This window comes from Xenorhabdus budapestensis (assembly GCF_002632465.1).
Lineage (GTDB): Bacteria > Pseudomonadota > Gammaproteobacteria > Enterobacterales > Enterobacteriaceae > Xenorhabdus > Xenorhabdus budapestensis.
In genome coordinates this window covers 144,149-164,952 of the sequence record NZ_NIBS01000005.1, presented here as the reverse complement: position 1 = coordinate 164,952, position 20,804 = coordinate 144,149, and the positions used below count along the sequence as shown (strand labels likewise).

16 protein-coding genes are annotated in these 20,804 nt (G+C 43.6%); 1 reads left to right on the top strand and 15 read right to left on the bottom strand.

Features of this window, described 5'->3' with window-relative positions:
- Positions 1-191: 191 nt before the first annotated feature.
- The gene (gdhA, locus tag Xbud_RS07345) at positions 192-1,535 is read left to right on the top strand and encodes an NADP-specific glutamate dehydrogenase (RefSeq protein WP_099135450.1); all 1,344 of its coding nucleotides are present in this window, start codon (positions 192-194) and stop codon (positions 1,533-1,535) included.
- A gap of 643 nt (positions 1,536-2,178) precedes the next feature.
- On the opposite strand, the gene rsmJ is transcribed toward gdhA, so the two are convergent.
- From rsmJ to Xbud_RS07270, 15 genes are all read right to left on the bottom strand, one after another.
- Positions 2,179-2,922 carry a 16S rRNA (guanine(1516)-N(2))-methyltransferase RsmJ gene (rsmJ, locus tag Xbud_RS07340; RefSeq protein ID WP_099135500.1) on the bottom strand — a complete coding sequence of 248 codons (744 nt, stop codon included), beginning with the start codon at positions 2,920-2,922 and terminating at the stop codon, positions 2,179-2,181.
- Between the two features lie 17 nt (positions 2,923-2,939).
- Entirely contained in the window at positions 2,940-4,982 is a 2,043-nt protein-coding gene (gene prlC, locus Xbud_RS07335; RefSeq protein WP_099135449.1) for an oligopeptidase A, read from the bottom strand.
- Between the two features lie 240 nt (positions 4,983-5,222).
- Positions 5,223-7,265: an oligopeptidase A gene (gene prlC / locus Xbud_RS07330; RefSeq protein ID WP_099135448.1), complete on the bottom strand. Its 2,043-nt coding sequence runs from the start codon at positions 7,263-7,265 to the stop codon at positions 5,223-5,225.
- Positions 7,266-7,649: 384 nt separating this feature from the next.
- Complete coding sequence (locus Xbud_RS07325) at positions 7,650-8,222, bottom strand: hypothetical protein (protein ID WP_099135447.1); 573 nt, start codon at positions 8,220-8,222, stop codon at positions 7,650-7,652.
- A 624-nt stretch (positions 8,223-8,846) separates the two neighbouring features.
- Complete coding sequence (locus Xbud_RS07320; RefSeq protein ID WP_099135446.1) at positions 8,847-9,413, bottom strand: hypothetical protein; 567 nt, start codon at positions 9,411-9,413, stop codon at positions 8,847-8,849.
- A 316-nt stretch (positions 9,414-9,729) separates the two neighbouring features.
- The gene (treC, locus tag Xbud_RS07315) at positions 9,730-11,394 is read right to left on the bottom strand and encodes an alpha,alpha-phosphotrehalase (protein ID WP_099135445.1); all 1,665 of its coding nucleotides are present in this window, start codon (positions 11,392-11,394) and stop codon (positions 9,730-9,732) included.
- Positions 11,395-11,428: 34 nt separating this feature from the next.
- Positions 11,429-12,862 (bottom strand): PTS trehalose transporter subunit IIBC, encoded by a 1,434-nt coding sequence (gene treB, locus Xbud_RS07310; protein WP_099135444.1) that lies wholly within the window; start codon positions 12,860-12,862, stop codon positions 11,429-11,431.
- A 908-nt stretch (positions 12,863-13,770) separates the two neighbouring features.
- A complete protein-coding gene (locus tag Xbud_RS07305) occupies positions 13,771-14,883 on the bottom strand; it encodes a DgaE family pyridoxal phosphate-dependent ammonia lyase (RefSeq protein WP_099135443.1) in 1,113 nt (370 codons plus the stop codon).
- Positions 14,867-16,021, bottom strand: a complete 1,155-nt coding sequence (locus Xbud_RS07300; protein WP_099135442.1) for an amidohydrolase/deacetylase family metallohydrolase — start codon at positions 16,019-16,021, stop codon at positions 14,867-14,869. Before Xbud_RS07300 ends, Xbud_RS07305 begins: the two co-directional genes overlap by 17 nt.
- Positions 16,022-16,046: 25 nt before the next feature.
- Complete coding sequence (locus tag Xbud_RS07295) at positions 16,047-16,697, bottom strand: DUF4310 family protein (RefSeq protein WP_099135441.1); 651 nt, start codon at positions 16,695-16,697, stop codon at positions 16,047-16,049.
- A 19-nt stretch (positions 16,698-16,716) separates the two neighbouring features.
- Positions 16,717-17,508: a DUF4311 domain-containing protein gene (locus Xbud_RS07290; RefSeq protein WP_099135440.1), complete on the bottom strand. Its 792-nt coding sequence runs from the start codon at positions 17,506-17,508 to the stop codon at positions 16,717-16,719.
- A 26-nt stretch (positions 17,509-17,534) separates the two neighbouring features.
- Positions 17,535-17,834, bottom strand: coding sequence for a DUF4312 family protein (locus tag Xbud_RS07285; protein ID WP_099135439.1), 300 nt, complete (start codon positions 17,832-17,834; stop codon positions 17,535-17,537).
- Between the two features lie 2 nt (positions 17,835-17,836).
- On the bottom strand, positions 17,837-18,220 hold the full coding sequence (locus Xbud_RS07280) for an SFCGS family glycine-rich protein (RefSeq protein WP_099135438.1): 384 nt from the start codon (positions 18,218-18,220) through the stop codon (positions 17,837-17,839).
- Between the two features lie 60 nt (positions 18,221-18,280).
- Positions 18,281-18,619: a transcriptional antiterminator gene (locus Xbud_RS07275; RefSeq protein WP_099135499.1), complete on the bottom strand. Its 339-nt coding sequence runs from the start codon at positions 18,617-18,619 to the stop codon at positions 18,281-18,283.
- 258 nt (positions 18,620-18,877) lie between these two features.
- A complete protein-coding gene (locus Xbud_RS07270) occupies positions 18,878-20,797 on the bottom strand; it encodes a BglG family transcription antiterminator (protein WP_099135437.1) in 1,920 nt (639 codons plus the stop codon).
- Positions 20,798-20,804: the final 7 nt, after the last annotated feature.

Here is a 20,804-nt window from a genome sequence, read left to right as displayed (position 1 = left end):
ATAGTTATTGAAATTCAATCATAAAACAGTGGTATATTCAGAAAGCAAACCGTAGTTACCTCACATTTTCGACAAAAAATAAGATACCCAATAGATTCTGAGTTGTATCGCAACGGCAACTCGCAAGATGAAGGGTATAAGGGAAATGGCTGGGGGAGCATCACATCTGAATGATATAAAGGAAGCTATAAATGAATATTTCATCATCTTTAGTCTCATTTCTCGAATCAATCCAGTATCACAATCCACATCAATCAGAATATTTACAAGCAGTAAGGGAAGTGATGACATCACTTTGGCCTTTTCTTGAAAGAAATCCGCAATATCGTGAGCAAGGTTTGCTGGAGCGTTTGGTTGAACCGGAAAGAGTTATTCAATTCCGCGTTAGCTGGGTTGATGATCAGGGAAGAGTTCAGATGAATCGCGCATGGCGAGTGCAGTTTAATTCTGCCATTGGGCCATTTAAGGGAGGGATGCGTTTTCATCCTTCTGTTAATCTCTCAATCCTTAAATTTTTGGGTTTTGAGCAGACGTTGAAAAACGCTCTGACAACGTTGCCAATGGGGGGTGGAAAAGGGGGTTCTGATTTCGATCCGAAAGGAAAAAGTCAGGGTGAAATCATGCGGTTTTGTCAGGCATTGATGACAGAATTGTACCGCCATCTGGGACCTGATACCGATGTACCGGCCGGTGATATTGGTGTTGGTGGTCGGGAAGTTGCCTTTATGGCGGGGATGATGAAGAAATTATCCAACAATACAGCTTGCGTTTTCACTGGTAAGGAGCTTTCTTTTGGTGGCAGTTTGATCCGCCCTGAAGCAACGGGTTATGGCCTGGTTTATTTCACTCATGCCATGCTTAAACGTCATGGTATGGATCTGGATGGGATGCGGGTATCCGTTTCTGGCGCGGGAAATGTTGCTCAATACACTATCGAAAAATGTATGGAGCAGGGCGCTAAAGTGGTTACGGTATCTGATTCTGGCGGTACTGTACTGGATGAAGAAGGTTTTACTCTAGAAAAGCTGGCTCATCTCGGAGAGATTAAAAACAAGCATTATGGTCGTGTCGAAGATTATGCCAAAGAGCGTGGTTTGACTTTCCTTAAAGGTCAAAATCCGTGGTCGGTGCCTGTCGATATTGCTTTGCCTTGCGCTACCCAGAATGAGCTGGATTTGGAAGATGCGAATTTACTGATTAAGAACGGCGTAAAAGCGGTTGCGGAAGGGGCAAACATGCCAGCAACGATTGCAGCGACGGATGCTTTCCTTGAGGCGGGAGTTTTGTTTGCACCGGGTAAAGCGGCTAATGCGGGAGGCGTGGCGACTTCTGGTCTGGAAATGGCGCAGAATGCAGCACGTCTGAGCTGGAAAGCCGAGAAAGTGGATATCCGCTTATATCACATTATGCTCGATATTCACCAAGCCTGCGTAGAATATGGTGGAGAAAGCAAACAGACCAACTATGTACAGGGCGCGAATATCGCTGGCTTTGTTAAAGTCGCTGATGCAATGCTGGCACAGGGTGTATTGTAATCCAGTGAGCTTATCAGCAAACAATAAGTGATTTTTTGATGAATAAACCCCATGTTGCCATGGGGCTTAGAATCAGAAGTACAATCAAGGCAAGATAGTACTGGGTATGTCATATCCCGTAAAGGCTTTGTTTTTTAGATTATATATCCTATCCGCGACGGCAATCGTTTCTGGCCGATGGGCTACAAAAATGCGGGTAATGGACATTTGGAGGTGGTCAGCAACAGGTTTTGGCTCTGCCTGATTGGCTTTTAGATTTTAAAGTAACAGAAGTGGCAGGGACTTGTTTTTAGGGCTTTTATTGCCCTCCCTTTAATAACACTAATCGCAATAAAATGTGATTATGCATGCATTTGGTGTTTTTCAAAAAGGGTATCCTATTTATCATCAGTGGCTTAATACCATAAAAATTTACTCAGATAACTGTAATCTCGTTTTTCACTGTAGAGCATTATTAGAAATCACATTGAAATTTTTGATGATTTTCAAAGTATAGAATTGAGTATGTATACAAATAAAAAACGAAATAATAGTAAATACACAAAATCGTAAACTGGGTTATAAGGGAAAGGCAGCCATTAGCCTTTCTGCTATGGCTGCATAATTGTTTTTAGTAGGCAGGACGCCTACTTAAGTGACGTAATTAACAAGGATAGATATCAAAACGGTGATTTTTAGTAGCAATCGCCGCAGATGCTTTAACCCCCGCCAATGGCTCTGCGTAATCCGGTCGTTTCACTACAACACGCCGTTTTGCCAACGCACGGGCCGGTGCCAATAATGTATCGGCATCTTCATCTGCACCCACCAGCGACTGGAATACACGCATCTCTTTTTTGACCAGCGCGCTTTTTTGCCGGTGCGGATACATCGGATCAAGATAAACTACATCAGGCTGTGGAGTGATATCCGTCAATGCGGTAATACTTGAGGCGTGGATCAGTGTCATGCGTTCTTTCAGCCAGTCCCCAATCTCTTCATCCTGATATCCACGCTGTAGCCCGTCTTCTAATAAAGCCGCGACGACAGGATGGCGTTCCAGCATTCTGACATGACAACCAGTTGCAGCCAGCACAAAGGCGTCACGTCCTAACCCTGCTGTTGCATCAACCACTGTGGGTAAATAGTCTTTCTTGATACCAACTGCTTTGGCGACGGCTTCACCACGACCGCCACCAAATCGGCGGCGATGAGCCATCGTACCGGCAACGAAGTCGACATAAATCCCGCCCAATTTAGGTTCATCGCGCTTGCGCAGTTCCAGCCGTTCAGGGGTCAGTACCAAAGCCATAGTGGAATCTTCATCGTGTATCAGACCCCAACGTTCAGCTAATTGAGATAAGGCGCTGTTATCAGCGCTCTGTTCGCAAATCAAACAAATCTTCACGCGAATTTCCACACAAGTTATCCAGTGATACCGGCACTTTTCAGCATCGCATCCAGTTTTGGTTCGCGACCACGGAAGCGAATAAACAGCGTCATTGGATCTTCTGAACCGCCACGGGACAGGATATGGTTGAGGAACGACTGACCTGTTGTACGATTGAAAATCCCTTCTTCAGAGAAGCGGGAATAAGCATCTGCTGCGAGCACATCTGCCCATAGATAACTGTAATAACCTGCTGCATAACCACCATTGAAAATATGGCTGAAAGAGTTCGGAAAACGGTTCCACTCTGGTGACGGAACGACAGAGACCTGTTTCTTCACGGATTGTAAGGTTGGCAGGATTTGCGCCCCTTTTGCCGGGTCATATTCAGAGTACAGGCGGAAATCAAACAGACCAAACTCCAACTGACGCAGGATAAACATTGCGGCCTGATAGTTTTTCGCTGCCAGCATATTATCCAGCATCTCTTGTGGCAGAGGCTCCTTAGTCTCATAGTGACCGGAGATAAACGCCAGTGCTTCCGGCTCCCAACACCAGTTTTCCATAAACTGGCTTGGCTGCTCAACCGCATCCCACGGCACACCATTGATGCCGGAGACATCCAGCGTTTCAATTTCGGTCAGCATATGGTGCAGGCCATGACCAAACTCATGGAACAGTGTTATCACTTCATCGTGAGTAAACAGAGCAGGTTTATCACCAATCGGTTTATTGAAATTACAGGTCAGGTAAGCAACAGGTTTCTGTATTTCACCGGCAGCGTGGCGCATTCTGCCAGCACAGTCGTCCATCCATGCGCCGCCACGTTTATGCTCACGGGCGTAGAGATCCAGATAGAAACTGCCACGCAATGTCTGCTTTTCATCATACAGTTCGAAGAAGCGAACATCAGGGTGCCAGGTTTCGACATCGTGTCGCTCTTTGGCTGTGATGCCATAAATGCGATGGACAACTTCAAACAACCCTTCAATTACCTGTTGTTCAGGGAAATAAGGACGTAGTTGTTCATCATCAATGGAGAAATGATGTTGTTTCTGTTTTTCGCTGTAGTACGTCAGATCCCATGCTTCCAGCTTATCAACGCCGTAATGTGAACGGGCAAAGTTGGTCAGCTCTTCCAGTTCCTTTTTGCCTTGACCATGAGCACGATGAGCCAGGTCATTCAGGAAATCGAGCACCTGCTGAGGTGTTTTAGCCATTTTGGTGGCAAGGGAGTGTTCGGCGTAGTTTGTGAAACCCAGCAATTGAGCGAGTTCATGACGCAATGCCAACATTTCCGCCATAATGGCGTTATTGTCCCATTTCCCGGCATCAGGCCCTTGATCAGATGCGCGGGTAGTGTAGGCGTAATACATTTGCTGACGCAGTTCACGGTTATCAGCATAGGTCATGACAGGAAGATAGCTTGGCATATCCAGCGTTAGCAGCCAGCCTTCCTGATCTTTGGCTTCTGCGGCGGCTTTAGCTGCCGCTTTGGCACTTTCAGGTAAACCAGCCAGATCATTTTCATCGGTAATGAGCTTCGTCCAACCCATTGTGGCATCCAGTACGTTATTGCCGAATTGGGAGCCGATTTCTGATAAACGTGCAGTAATTTCACCGTAGCGTTTCTGTTTTTCTTCCGGCAGACCAATGCCTGTTAACTCAAAATCACGCAGTGTATCTTCAATAGATTTGCGCTGTGGTTGGGACAGAGATTCAAAAGACTGGCTTTCTTTGAGCGATTTATAAGCCTGATATAGTCCTTTATGTTGCCCAAGCCAGGTACTGAATTCGGAAAGTAGGGGCAGGCTTTGCTCATAGGCTTCGCGAAGCTCCGGGCTATTTTTGACGGAGTTCAGATGCCCGACAGGTGACCACATACGGGAAAGCTTGTCTGATGCTTCAGAGAGAGGTTGGCACAGGTTATCCCAAGTGAAAATTGAATTCTCGGTTAAAATCTTCTCAATTACCTGACGGTAGTTCGCCAGTGTTTCTTTTACAGCAGGAACGACATGTTTAGGTTCAATCTCAGCGAACTTAGGCAATACTGAAGATGTCAGTAACGGATTAGTCATAATGAGAGCCTTTCTTTGTATGTGGGTATAAGCTGTGATCAGCCTTATATCCCATTATGGGTTATTGACGATAGATGGGGATAAGATAGCGTGAGTTCAATGCTGATATTGTATTGTGATGTGTAGATATATGCGAATACTTAGCAAAATCCGCCGTAAACCCTCGCCCAGTGCGGGCGGGGATATAAGGCGCTGTTATCAGCGCCTTATTCGTACAATTTAACAAATTAACACAAATAATTATCCAGTGATGCCAAGTCTTTTCAGTAGTGCGTCCAGTGATGGTTTACGGCCACGGAAGCGAATAAATAGTGTCATTGGATCTATCGAACCACCAAGAGTCAGATAATCATCAAGGAACGATTGACCGGTTGTGCGGTTGAAAATTCCCTCCTCAGAGAAGCGGGAGTAAGCGTCCGCAGCCAGCACATCTGCCCACATGTAGCTGTAGTAGCCTGCTGCATAGCCGCCGTTAAAAATATGGCTGAAAGAGTTCGGGAAGCGATCATAATCCTGTGATGGAACCACAGAAACATGCTCTTTCACTGACTGCAATATTGGCAGAATTTGCGCGCCTTTAGCCGGGTCATATTCAACGTGCAGGAGGAAATCAAACAGACCATACTCCAACTGACGCAGCACTGACATAGCGGACTGAAAATTCTTCGCTGCCAGCATATTATCCAACATTTCTTTCGGCAGAGGCTCTTTGGTTTCATAATGACCAGAGATAAATTCCAATGCCTCTGGCTCCCAACACCAGTTCTCCATAAACTGGCTTGGACATTCCACAGCATCCCACGGTACACCGTTAGTGCCGGCAACATCCAGGGTTTCAACCAGGGTTAACATGGAGTGCAAACCGTGGCCGAATTCATGAAACAGAGTTTTCACTTCCGAGTGTGTGAACAGAGCGGGTTTATCACCTACAGGCCTATTGAAGTTACAGTTAATAAAAACGACAGGTTTCTGCAACTCACCGGAAGCAAGACGCATTCTGTCAACATAGTTGCTCTTCCATGCTCCGCCTCGTTTATTTTCGCGGGCATAGAGATCCAGATAGCAGCTACCGCGCAATGTTTGCTTTTCATCATATAAGTCAAAGAAACGGACATCAGGATGCCAGGTTTCTACATCATGGCGCTCTTTAGCGGTAATACCATAAATGCGGCGGACAACTTCAAACAGCCCATTGAGTGCGCGTTGTTCAGGGAAATAAACACGCAGCTGTTCTTCATCAAAGGAGAAATCATGCTGTTTCTGTTTTTCGCTATAGTACTTCACATCCCAGCTTTCCAGATTATCAACCCAATAGTGGGAGAAGGCAAAATCACAAAGTTCTTCCATCTCCCTTTCACCCTGACAATGAGCGCGGTTGACCAGATCGTTTAAGAAATCCAGAACTTCTTTTGGTGTCTTCGCCATTTTGGTTGCGAGAGAGTTTTCGGCGTAGTTCTTAAAGCCTAACAGCAAAGCGAGTTCATGACGCAGAGCGAGAATTTCCGCCATAATCGAGGTATTGTCCCATTTGCAGCCATTCGGCCCTAGCTCAGAAGCGCGAGTTATATAGGCGGTATATATTTCTTCACGCAAGTCACGGTCATCAGCATAGCTCATGACAGAATTATAAATGGGGGGATCCAGTGTCAGTAACCAGCCATGCAATTCTTTCGCTCTGGCGGCGGCTTTGGCCGCATTTTGGGTGCTTTCAGGCAAACCCGACAGATAGTATTTATCAGTGATGAGCTTAGTCCACCCCATAGTGGCATCCAGTACATTATTGCCAAACTGGGAACTAAGTTCAGATAAACGGGCAGTGATCTCACCGTAGCGTTTTTGTTTCTCTTCCGGTAAAGCAACGCCGGACAATGTAAAATCAAGCAGCGTATCTTCAATGGCTTTGCGCTGCGATTGGGATAGCTCCCTAAACGCCGGATTTTCTTTTAGTGACTTATACGCCTGATATAATCCTTTGTGCTGTCCCATCCAAGTATTGAACTCGGCAAGTATGGGGAGGCACTGCTCATAAGCCACCCGGAATTCCGGGCTATTCTTAACGGCATTGAGGTGCTTGATCGGAGACCAGACACGTCCAAATTGATTTTTCGCTTCAGAGATTGGTTGGCACAAATTATCCCAGGTAAATGGGGTATTTTCGGCCAGAACTTTCTCAATCACCTGACGATAGTTGGCTAACCTTTCCTTTACAGCTGGTACAACATGTTCTGCTTTAATAGAAGCAAATTTGGGTAGTCCAGAAGATTCTAGTAATGGATTAGTCATAATTAGCGCCTTATTAGTATATTTGGGTATACCACTATCCCAAAGGGTTGGTGTTGAAAGACGGAAATAAGATATCGTGAGTTCACTGCAAATGCCGCCATTTTATGTGAATAATTACTCTCTTTTTATATCAGTGATCTGTGAAATAGCGTGATAACATCAGTGATAGGCGCAACGTCAAATAATAGGAAAGAAAAAACCAGCAAATGTTATTGCTGGTTTCATAATCATAATAAGCAGTTAAATAAGTTTATTTCACGTTGGTTATGTTAAAAAAATAGCATACTCCTCGTCTCTTCGTTTGAGATTAAAAAAATAATTCCAAGCCATTAAACCAGTGTCTTTTTATAAATAATCAGTCACTATTATTAATAGAAATAAAAATCAATTAGTTATTTCCATAGTGATCTGTGTTCCATCACGGCTTACATATCCATTCTGACAATTTGATTCATTGCCGTCACAAATAAATTTAATAGGAATCTCGCACTCTGTATCCACATTCACAGGAGTAAAATAGGTACGCCAGCCTGTCATCATATCAATGTATGCTGTGTGCAATTCTACATTGCAGCGTTTTCCCCAGGCGCTTGCCTTATAAGACACAATAGACCATGTAACCCATTTATCCAATGAATGGCATTTGCCAATGAAATTATTACTATCTTCTAAGCTAAAGTTTCTTTCTTGTTGAGGGAGTAAGGTTATGTCATCTGATGGCCCGGCATTATACATACATTGGTATCCTGTACGTGTAATGATTACTTTGGCGGTTTTGCTATTATTTTTGAAGTGCGCGTTATAATATGCTGAAAAAACAGATGGCTTATGGATGGTTTTGTTATTTTCTATTTTATGATCATTTTGCACTGTGTTATTTTTAGTGAAAGCACTACTCGCAAAAAGTATCATACTTAAAGATAAACTGTATGCTATATATTTTTTAAGTGATTTCATGTTTATTCCCTCTATTTAAATTAAAAAAATTATTTAATTACGTTCAAAATACAGTGTGACAACAAGAGAATGTCAGTCAACAAAGCTGTAATTTGAAAAGGTGGCTATATTGGTATGCTTTATATTTAAGTATAGCAGAAGTGAATGAAAGTAAAGCTGGATGTGGGATTTTATTTGTACTGGGAAGATATGTTATTTTTTTACCGTTTTTATTTATAATTTTTCTTTCTGATTAATATTATGCCTCACCTTCTATTTGGCTAGGCATAATATTAAAATTACCTTATAAACAATATATTATGATGGAATTGAATATATAAATAATATTGTTATGTTGAAATTAAATATATTGCTTCATAAGGATTGAGCTTAATTTCCTTCTCTATTTTTTTGCTGATGATGGGTAAAGCAAAAAGACGGCAAATAAATTCTGCGACTAATCCCCAAATAAGTTAAGTATCTTAAGTAAAACATAGTGGCATACTCCGTGTTTGAGATTAAAAAAGTATGGCATAGCTTTTGTACAAATGCTATGAAGCAGAATCATGAATATATTGCTACTGCATGAATTCCCAGTCATTAAACCAGTGTCTTTTTATATATAGTCAGTCAGTATTCACTTTGTTAATCATTTACTTCCATAGTGATCTGCGTTCCATCACGACTTACATATCCATTCTGACAATCTGATTCACTGCCGTCACAGATAAATTTAACAGGAAACATGCATTCTGACTCCTCATGAGTAAAATAGGTACGCCAGCCTGTTATTATGTTAATGAATGTTGTGCGCAATTTTACATTACAGGCTTGTGCCCTAGCGTTTGGCTTATGATAGACAATAGTCCATCTAACCAATTTATCCGAATAACGGCAAAAACTAAAGAAATTATTATTATCTTCTAAGCTAAAATTTCTTTCTTGTTGAGGCGCTAAGATTATATCATCTGATGGCCCGGCATTATACATACATAGGGAGCCTTCATATATAATATTTACTTTGGCAGTTTTGCTATTATTTTTGAAGTGTGCATTATAATATGCGGAAAAAACAGATGGTTTATGGATGGTTTTATTATTTTCTATTTTATGATCATTTTGCACTGTGCTGTCTTTAGTGAAAGCACTACTCGCAAAAAGTATCATACTCAAAGATAAACTGTACGCTATATATTTTCTAAGTGTTTTCATGTTTATTCCCTCTATTTAAATTAAACAAAACTGTAATTTGAAAGGTGGTTATATTGGTATATACCTTATGGATTTCAAGATGTAACTTGAAAGACGACGGGTATATTTTATTTTAAGTATAGCAGGAGTGAATGAAAGTAAAGCTGGATGTGGAATTTTCTTTGTACTGGGGCGATATATTATTTTCTTACCGTTTTTATTTATAATTTTTCTTTCTGGTTAATATTATACCTTACCTTTTATTTGGTGAGGTATAATATTTAAATCACCTTATAAACAATATATTATGATGAAATGAAATACATAAATAATATTGTTATGTTGAAATTAAGTATATTGCTTCATAAGGATTGAGCTTAATTTCTTTCTCTATTTTTTTTGCTGATGATGGATAATTACTGATGAGTACCCGCCAATCTTGATGTGTGAGTTCAGGATCTTGAGACCAAAGTTGTGTTTCATCACTTAGATTGGCTATAACCAACAGAGTTTGATCCTGCCAACGACGCAAATAACACCACAGTGAAGGATGGTCGGGTAAAAGATCCAGATAATCACCATGAGTTAGGATGGGTTGTGTTTTTCTTAACTTAATCAAATCTTGGTAGCAGTAAAATACAGAATCTTTGTCCAGTAATACTGCTTCTACATTGATTTCACGATAATTATCGCAAGTAGCGATCCACGGAGTACCCGAAGTAAAACCAGCGTTGCTGGAATCATCCCATTGCATCGGTGTTCGGCTATTGTCACGGGATTTCTGTGCCAGAATTGCCAGAATTTCTTCTGACTGTACGCCTTTTTCAATACGCTCTTGATACATATTCAGGCTTTCAATATCCCGATAGTCTTCGATACGCTTAAAGTGAGGATTTGTCATACCCAGCTCTTCACCCTGATAAATATAGGGTGTTCCCTGCATGCCGTGTAGCACCATCACTAACATTTTGGCAGATGTTTTATGGTGTTGGTTTTCATCACCAAACCGGGAAACAATGCGGGGTTGATCGTGGTTACACCAAAAAAGTGCGTTCCAGGCTTTTTGATGCATGCCCTGTTGCCATGTCGAAAAAATCCTTTTCAGCTCAATATAATCAGGCTTGGCTAGAGTCCATTTCTCACCATTAGGGTAATCAACTTTCAGATGATGAAAATTAAACGTCATGGAGAGTTCTTTGCCATCCAATGCGCTATAGTGGACACAGTGTTCAAGGCGTGTGGAGGACATCTCTCCGACAGTCATCAATCCCTTAGGTTGGAAAACATCACGGCTCATCTCCTGCAAAAACTCATGTATCCGCGGGCCATCGGTATAAAAACAGCGGCCATCACCATGCTCATCATTAGGATAGTCCTGTTGTTTTGAGACGAGGTTAACCACATCCAATCTTAGTCCATCAACGCCACGGTCGGCCCAGAACTCACAGATTTTCTTCAGCTCGGTTCGAACGGGTTCATGTTCCCAGTTCAAATCAGCTTGTTCTACAGCAAACAGATGAAGGTAATACTGTTGGCTCTCTGGATGCCACTGCCACGCGTTACCGCTGAATTTGGATTTCCAGTTATTAGGAACGGAATCGTTAGCGCTTTCCCGCCAGATATAAAACTGGCGATAAGGGCTATTAATATCTTGTGCCGCCTTAAACCATGGATGCTCGGTTGAGGTGTGGTTAAAGACCATATCTAAAATGATGCGAATGCCACGACGATGGGCATTTTCCACCAGATTATCAAAGTTTTCCATTGTTCCATAATCAGAATTAATGGCGCAGTAATCGGCAACATCATAGCCATTGTCTATCTGTGGAGATGGATAAATTGGTGTGATCCAGATAGCGCCTACACCGAGGCGCTGTAAATAATCCAGACGTTGGGTGATCCCATTAATGTCTCCCGTACCACTTCCTGTACTATCCTGAAAACTTTTTGGGTAAATCTGGTAGATAGTACTGTCTAACCACCACGGTTGTTGTTCAGTCATAACAATTCCTATTAACCTGTATCCTATTAACTAGTTAACTTGCTGCTCTATTAGCCAATGCGACTTTGCGCTCATTCCTGCGATACATCAGAATGGTAAGTACCATTGGCATAACAATAACGATAAGCATGGCAATAAGGTAGATTACCCAGAACTGGGGTTTGATGGACAGAAGACCCGGTATTCCTCCCACACCGATGCCATAGGAAGTAACATGATTGAGTCCACATACCAGACCCGCCAGGCTGGTTCCAATCATTGCACAGAACATGGGGTAGCGGTATTTCAGGTTAATACCATACATGGCAGGTTCGGTAACGCCGAGATAGGCTGAAATCGCCGCCGGAACTGAAATCTCCCGCTCTTTTTCTTTTTTGCTCGCCCAGATAATCCCGATAACCGCAGAGCCTTGAGCAATATTGGACAGGGCAATGATTGGCCAGATAGGTGTTCCGCCTGTGCTTTGGATCATTTGCAGGTCAATGGCCAATGTAGTCTGATGCACGCCAGTGATAACCAGTGGAGCATAGAAGAAGCCAAACAAAGCGGCACCAATCGGAGCAAAACTTCCGGTCATCAGCCCTTTGACACACCATGCAACACCATCACCGATCACACGCCCAATCGGGCCAATTAGCGCATGGGCAAGGAAAACTGCCAGCAACAGGGAAACGACCGGAACAATCACCAGATAAAGATAATCCGGCACCAGCTTCTTCAAGCGTGTTTCAATCCATCCTAAGGCCAGACCAGCCATCAGGGAAGGTATAACCTGAGCCTGATAACCCACTTTGGAGATGGTAAACCAGCCGAAATTCCAGACATCAGGCACCTGTTGCCCAAGTAAGTAGGCGTTCATTAATTGTGGGGAGACCAGAGTGATCCCCAGAACGATGCCCAGAATGGGGGTTCCTCCCATTTTTTTAACGGCAGACCAGCAAATACCGACAGGCAGATAGAAAAATATGGCTTCACCAATCAGCCAGAGGAAATCATAGATGGTTTGCCAGATTGGATACATCTGAGCGAGGGATTTTTCTTCACTGAATGGAATTCCCCCGATCAAGTTGCGGAGGCCTAATATCAGACCGCCACTGATAAGGGCAGGCAGCAATGGGAAGAAGATCTCAGCAAAATGTGAAATTGCATTTTCATACCATTTCATATTTTGTCGCGCGGCCTGTTTGACCTCTTCTTTATTGGCCGACTGCTTTCCGGTGGCGGTGAGCAGAGCTTTATAGTAGATATCTACATTCGTCCCGATGACCACTTGGAACTGGCCGGCATTAGTGAAACAACCTTTTACCATTGGTAATTCTTCAATAGCTTTGGCATCGGCTTTTTCTGGTGTATTAAGAACGAACCTAAGTCTGGTGATACAATGGCTTACGGAAGCAATATTCTCTTGCCCCCCGATTAACCTAATAAGATTATCAATATCCTTTTGATTTATTTGTTTTTTCTTCATGCCTTTTCTCCTTTATATGGCAGGAGTAGTGAATTGAATAACGTAAATTGGTGCTATACTCGTCGTCTTTCAGGTTGCAGCTTTGTTGGCTACGTTCACTTATCCCAGTCACATAGTTATCTATGCTCTTGGGGATTAATGAAAGGCTCCTGCCTCTCACCGGAAGCCAGCCTTTGGCTGGGCAAATTCGTTCCCTTGCCGCCTCACTGCATCTTGAAATCCATAGGGTATAACAGAATGATTACTTTTATGATGAGATAATTCATAGAATGAAGTAATAGCCAGTCCATCCTAGTCAGATTTCAGAATTTTGAATATGAAAAGATACGTTGTTTGAGTTTTAGATCACACTTTATTCTATTAGTGTGAAAATATAATACTTTTTATATTACTTAAATTTATTGTTTTAGTGGTTTTAATTTCCTTGGAAATTAATAGGTATGTGTGATGGATGTTGTTTTTATTATATTTATTATCTATTAATGCTAAAAATGAAAACGAATTTTATAGCTTTGTTAATGTGTATTCTCATTTAACTGAAAAATAAGATCTATGGTCATTATTAGTCATATCGGACATGGCGAGCGCATCCATATCAGCGCGAAATGCAATTAAAGGTTTGGCCAGATCATTAAATCATGGCAATATTTTGCGGTTTTAAATTCCCGACCAGAGAGTTCGGGGATTTGTAAATTTTGTCGGGTTTCTTTACTGAATTTTGCTAATGAAAATAATTTTTCACTGACATTGTATTTATTTATGTCCACTATCTTACCCTTTTATGCCGAAATTAATTTGAGCAATGAAAGAAGCATCGAGAATATATCCGTTGTTTTCCAAGTTGCAGATTTGCTGGTTGCAACTTGGAATCTAAGGGATGATGTACTTTTTGGCGTTAAAAATATTTGTCATTCCTGTATTACAACCCGTCTGATTTCCGCAGCAATCGTATCAAGTTGTTGTGTAGAAACACTACGGATATCCGCCTCCACTTTACCTTCATTGGCTTTATATTCCCGAAAATAAATCGCAATATTGCCTTGTCGGAGTTGTGCCAGAATTTCAAATGTATTTTTATTAATTCTTTGTTCGTCGAAAGTAATCTCAGCCCGTGCTATATCGCGACCAGCGCTGTCCCAGACGATTTTGGCGGATATGCCGGGAATGTGATTAAGTTTTTCAATAAATGGTTCCAATCTTGCGATCATCTCAGTACCGGTTTCTTTTTTGGCTTTAAGGTACTGCTCGATAGCTAATGTCAGGCCAAGAATGCCCTCTTTGCCGATTTTCATGGCGCGCCCGATACCGTGACTTTGCCGTTTAACCCACTCAACATAAGGTTGTCTGCCAATCACCAAGCCGCTGGTAGGGCCTTCAATCGCTTTGGCTCCGCTGTAGATCACCAAATCCGCGCCTTGCTGGTAATAAAGGGTTAAATCTTCCTCGGCTGCGGCATCCACAATTAAAGGCAGGTTGTGCTGATGTGCGATGTCAGCCGCCTGTGCGGCAGTCAGCATACTTTTCTGGACAGCATGGTGTGATTTGATATAGAGGATAGCAGCGGTTTGAGAGGTGATTTTAGCGGCCAGTTGAAAGGGAGTGCATTCGTTGGCAAAACCTGCTTCGATGACTCTGCCGCCACCCAATGTCATCATCGTCTCAACAGGAGCACCAAAGTTTACGTTATGTCCTTTGGCAATGATGATGTCACGGGGAATGGATTTCCCTGAGTTGTGCAGATTAAATACCAAGTCATTGTCATCTTTGGTTATCACCGCTGCCACAGATTGGGCGATCCCTGCTGAAGCGCAGGAGACGATAACTGCGTTTTCTACGCCAAGTAAATTGGCAATATATACTCCTGTTTTATTTATCAGGTCATCCATCTCAAAATAATGGTGAAGTCCTGTGGTGACCTGTTCAATCACGTCAGGACGTGGTGTTGAAACGCCCAGTGCGGTCATCCGTCCGGCAGCATTGATGACCTGTCGCAATTGATATTTTTCATACAGAGATGTCATTGTGAGTGCTCCTGTTGGTCACTATCGGATCTGCCACTACGATATCTGTGCCAGAAACGATAGCGGCAATGGGAATAAATTGTTGAGTGCCGACTCTGACTTCTCCTTCGGCATCCACAAGCTCAATATGTTGATTTTTCAGCTCAAAAATCGTGATATCACCATCAAAACCACGTTCCAGCCGGCCTTTGCGTGGCAAACGCAGGAAATTTGCTGCATTGATCGTGACACAGCTAAGGACTCGTTCAGGGGAAACTCCCATACTGAGGAATTTATTCATTACGGTAGCGAGGCTATAAACCGGCCCGCCCATCCGGTTTCGTTGGTAAATATCGGAACTGATCATATGGGGATAGGCTGCGGAGCGTATGGCTTGTTCCGCAATCCTGAAGCTGAAACTTTCTGTACCATGCCCTACATCTAAGATGATCCCTCGCTCTATTGCCCGTTGAATGGCGGGTTTCAGATCACCTTCGTTATCAAGGATGCGGTTCGGTTTGCCGTTAAAGCAGTGGGTGATGATATCGCCTTTGGCCAGTTGATCAGCAATTTCCTCCAGATTGGGTGGGGGATTGCCGATATGCACCATCAATGGCAATCCGTTCTTTTGCTGCATCATTTTTGCTTTGAGCAGAGGTTGGAGGCCATTTTCGCCCACCACGCTTTTGCTCATACGGGCTTTCAAGCCAATGACAAATCCGGCATGGCGTTTGACGGCATCTTGCAGGCTGTTATCGTCAATCTGGGTTAAATCTGCCAGTTCGTTCTGGTTCCTGATACCGGTACGGGCAATATTCAGGAAAGCGTAGACATGGGTTTTCGCCTTACGTGCTGTAGTATAAAAATGGTCAATATCATCCGCTCCTGTGCTACCGGCATCGACCACCGTTGTGACACCACTGGCTACGCCGATTAAATCTGGGTCATCAAAATAGAGAGGAGATTGTGGGTAGCAATGCGTGTGGGCATCAATCCAGCCCGCGCTGATGTGGTAATGACCGTACAAATTAATCTCTTTGTTGGCATTCAATCCCGTTGCCACAGCAGGGCCGATATCGATTATCCTGCCATGATTAACGATGATATCAATGATATCTCCGTTGATGAGTTTTCCCTGTCTGATGATTAAGTCATACATGATAGCGATTCTTTACGTAGGATCTTTACGCAGAAAGAGGGAAGAAATAACCGAGTACCATCGCACCCAAAATAGCGCCACCTGCAACCGGTTTTTTCCATAAATAAAAGAGTAGCGCACCAACCAGTGAACCGATACCAATGGGAATCGAAGCCGCCATCGCTGCCAGAATGATTAATGGGCCGAGAAAGCGACCGGAAGCGTTACCGGCACCCATCATGACATCCGCTCCAAAGGTGGAATTTCCCTGATTAACGGTGAATTTCCGGGCAAGGATAATGAGTAGTCCGACCGCAACACCCAATAACATGCCAGTGAGCAGTGAAGCCCAGAAATTGGTGACCAGAAAATCAAAACCCCCTGCCAGCAGCAGCGCAGGAACACCCAAACCGATACCCGTTTGCAGGGCACCACCGATATCCAGGATCCCGACTAATGAACCTTCGATGATCCGGGCGAACAGAAAACTGGCTCCGAATGCGGCCACTGCGCCGTAAGCTCCGGTATCAATGCCGGAGCGCAACATAGCGACGAATGCCACTTCATTGAATGCGCCGAATCCATATACGACGTACATATGTGTACCGGCAAAAATTCCGGCTGACAGCAGACCGACAAACAGCGGGAATGTCCATTCTGCATACCAGAAATCGCTTTTGTTCAGTTCTGTATTCATGGTTATTTTCCACTCAATATTATTTTCCACTCAATAGTTGATGGATATGTTGCAGCCAGTTCGGCGTTTCCAGTGTGAAAACGGTCAATAGTTTAAGATCGAATTCACGGAAGAAGCCGCTGAGGACAAACAGTAAAACGACGGCGACCAGCATGGTTCGGGTCACTTTATTCCAGCCATTGTCATCGACGCCTTTCCCGATCAGGATACCGAGAACCAGACCGGGAATGGCATTCCCCATAATCAATTGCGCGCAGCCGCCAAACAGGGTGGCCCAGAAACCGGAGCGGCGACCGGCATCCATAGCTGCCAGCCAAAACAGTACAGGCATCACGGTATTGACCAGTAAATTAGCAGCAGGCACCAACACATTGGTGGCGGTAGTTTGTAAAGCTGTCGGAACAGCAGAAGCGGTGGTGTTCAGGAAAGCGACTAACAGTGCACCGACGATCCCACAGGCAATGGCCATTCTTTTGGGGTTATGCAGCGTCTCTGCTACATTGCGGTTCTTGATCATCAGGGCAGCGGCTCCCCAATTGGGAATAATGCGATGATCGACATCTTGTGTGAACGCTCCGGCAGCGACGGATGAAGCCCAAGCGTTAAAGAAGAAACCAAGTCCAAAAGAGAAGTGGGATGCGGGATCACCTTCGCAGGAATTTAATTCTCCTAGTGTGCGGAAAGCGCCCATTCCCTGTACTGTCGGAGCATGGAACATGCGGGCTGCTCCAGCACCGAGGCCAAAACCGCACAGGCCACCAATCAGGAATGACATACTGAGTATTTCGAGAAATGACGCTGTAGCTCCCATAAGATTTTCCCCATATCAATCAGGCTTTACGATAATTGACTGAAATGAATGGCTTGTACATCCAGCAAGGTGACATTGACGAAAACATCCAGTACAACGGAATAGTGTTCACGTTGACGAGGCAGGAAAAAGAACAGGAACTTATCTGTTGTCACTGTGCTGGTGGCTTTGATAATGGCAACATCCTTCGGTTCAATGCGCAGGATCAGGTGGGATGTTCCTTTCAGTACCGTGCGTTGTACTGCATTCAGCGCATCGGAGACGGCTTTTTGTTTAGTATCACCGACGCCGCTGACCCTAACTGAGGTTTCGAGCACCGATTTCATGATTAACTTTCCTGTTTTTGACTGTTTGATTTTGTGGATAAAAAAGCCCGTACAAGGCGTTCGCCCAGCTCAGCTTTATCCATAAAACCAAATCCAAGCACAGTACAGCCTTCGTGGATGGCGGTTTCGCCTTCTTCAATGGAACGCATACCGTGGCGAATTTTATAGCCATATTTGTTCTGTGCCGTGATTGCGCCAGCACCTCCACTTCCGCAGAAAGAGATACCGATATCCCCGTGTTCACTGTGCATTACATCACCCAGTTTCATATCTGCGGCTATGCCGGAAATGACTATCGCTTTGCCGCCAGCAGCTTCAACACCGGCAGCCACATTTTGTCCTTTACCTAAACGATCACCAATCACCACAATGATTTGTTTTTTCATAATGTTATCTCCAAAATATCCTTGCCAAAATACGATTCCCGAAAACCTTGTCTCTGACGGTTAAGGATTGGAACGTGCAATTTCAAAGTGCACAGATAGCAGATAAACCTCTTCGGCGGCTAATCCGGGGAGGGATTCGACGACTTGGGCAGCCAATGTGATGGATTCTGGTGAGATTTCATCAAACAGAGAATAATCCACTTCTGGCAAAGGCTCTTTTGTTTTGGCTCTCATGACCATAGATTTGACATGAAATTCCAACATCTGTTGCTGAACTTCGGTGGTATAAGCACCCGCCTCTTCCAGCCATACACCAATAAGCCTCAGTAATTTTTGGCTGACAATTTCGGGATCATGAGTCTCTTTTGCCATGTTGAAACGCACAGGGAGATTATTCATAACTGGTTTCCCCATCAAATCGACCATTAGGCTAACGTGGTGTTTTTTTACTGAGATGACTTTAGCGATTTTATTTTCGGCTTTGGAGTTGGCTGATTTCCGTTTCAAAGTGGAAATTAACTGAAAATGGTTAGCCACTGTGGGATTTTGGGGCATATTTGAGTAAAAAACAGGGAGGGAGAATTTTCTCAACCTGCGAATCTGGTCACATTATAATCTTTGGTTTCTGCTGATGTTTGATAATCGACACATATTTATTCAGCGAGAGCGGGTAAGACTGTCTCTGGCTATTATCTGAAAATCAAGGAAGTTTCTGCTCCGCAATAGTCTTTTTGTCGCTTTTTCCCTGACGAATGTAACAAACAGATCATAAATCGCCATGGCTTCTTCATAATCATCTTTGCTGATAGCAAGCAGGAAAATAACGTTTGCCTGCTCTTTTGTTTCCTTGTTCCATTCAATTCCTTTAGGGGCAAGGATGGTGACGACAACTGTTTTTAGTGCCAATAACCCTAATGTGTGCGGCAGTGCAATATTCTCACCTAATAGCGTGGAGATAATCGATTCCCGTTCGGTCAACGAAGCGCAGAAGTTTTCTTCCACATAGCCATCTGCCTGTAATTTACGGCAAACCTTTTTAAACAAGTCTTTCTGAGTCATTTCATCTTTGATAATCATGAAATAACGTTCATCAAAAAAACGTTCAAGAATGTAAGGATAGGTCTGATCCTGCATGACCAGTTGCCGAATCTGCTTCAGTTGATAGGAAGTCGGAAATGCGGAGATTTTGGTGACAGGTTTATTTTTTTCATGCAAGTGCAAAGTTGTGATGACGAAGTTCTCTTCCACATATTCTAATAAATCGTATTCGTGAGGCAGCAAGACACGTTGGATACTGAGTTGGGGGAATTCACGGGCAATTTGGGCCTCGATCATCCGTTGGGTAGCATTACCAACATCGGTGACGATCAGCACATGGTTAACCCGGTTATAATGACGCTCAAGGCCAACGCCGATATGTACAGCCAGATAGCCAAGTTCATCTTCACCAACAACACAAGGAAATTGATCTTCTATACGGCTCAGAGCGCTGACGACCACATCATAGGCGAACGGATAATATAGTTTGATCTCGGCTAACAGCGGGTTTTTCGTATTGATTTGATTCTGTAACCGGCTGACTAATACCGCTAAATGAGCCGCAAGATCGTGTCTTAACTTGCTGTCATGACATAAGTCATAGTTATAGGATTGACTGATGTAGTTAAGGATATCTCCCACCCATTGATGGCTATCAGTGAGTTGACTGGTGAGAGTATTCGGTTTTGGAATTCGCTGAGCAGCGATCTGCCTGCCGAGATAGAATGTTTCTGCGGCAGGCATACCATTGTTCCAAAAGAGACTCAATGCTTTTGAAATTTCATGTACTGCATTTTGGATCGCGTTATCCAGCTCACTGACTGAACCAGAGGGAAGTCGATGGCTGTGACTCATTCTGAGAATAGAAACCGCACAGTTGAATATCAGATATTGTCGCCCTTCACTGGTCAAGCGGATATCAAATCGGGTCAGGCTGTTTTGCAGGTTTTTTTCAATATAGGTCAGATCGATATTGGTCAGAATATCCGGCCTGAACTGGCTGAGAGAGGGTTCAAAAGCCAGTAAAAAGCGGTGGATCAAAGTATCCGTCAGGCAGGCACGAATTAATCTTTCATCGCCACTTAATTTAGTACCCAAATGGGGAGTACTTTCCAATTGCAGGGGATATTTGCTTAAGATCTCACGTATAACGCCCATACCATGTTGCAGCGTGCTACGGCTGATAGACCATTCTTCCGCAATATTATCCAGTTTGATGGGTGCTGAACCCATTAGCAGTTTGAAGAGCAAAGCATCAATGCGATCATCGGCTGTGTGTGGGATCGTTCTGATCGTCTGCTTTTGTTGGATCAGGGAAGCAAATAGTGAAGGATCTTCAATGTGAAGAGTATAACCGACCTTACGTTTATAAAAGATCTGCGTTCCATAATCGCGCAGAATATCATTCAATTCAGCTATATCTGTACGGATAGTCCGGCTGGAAACTGCAAAGCGTTTTGCTAATTCAGCCTGTGGCAATATTGCTGCCTGAACGGCCTCAAAGATATAGACAAGGCGAGAATAGGGGAACAGGGCCACGGCGATA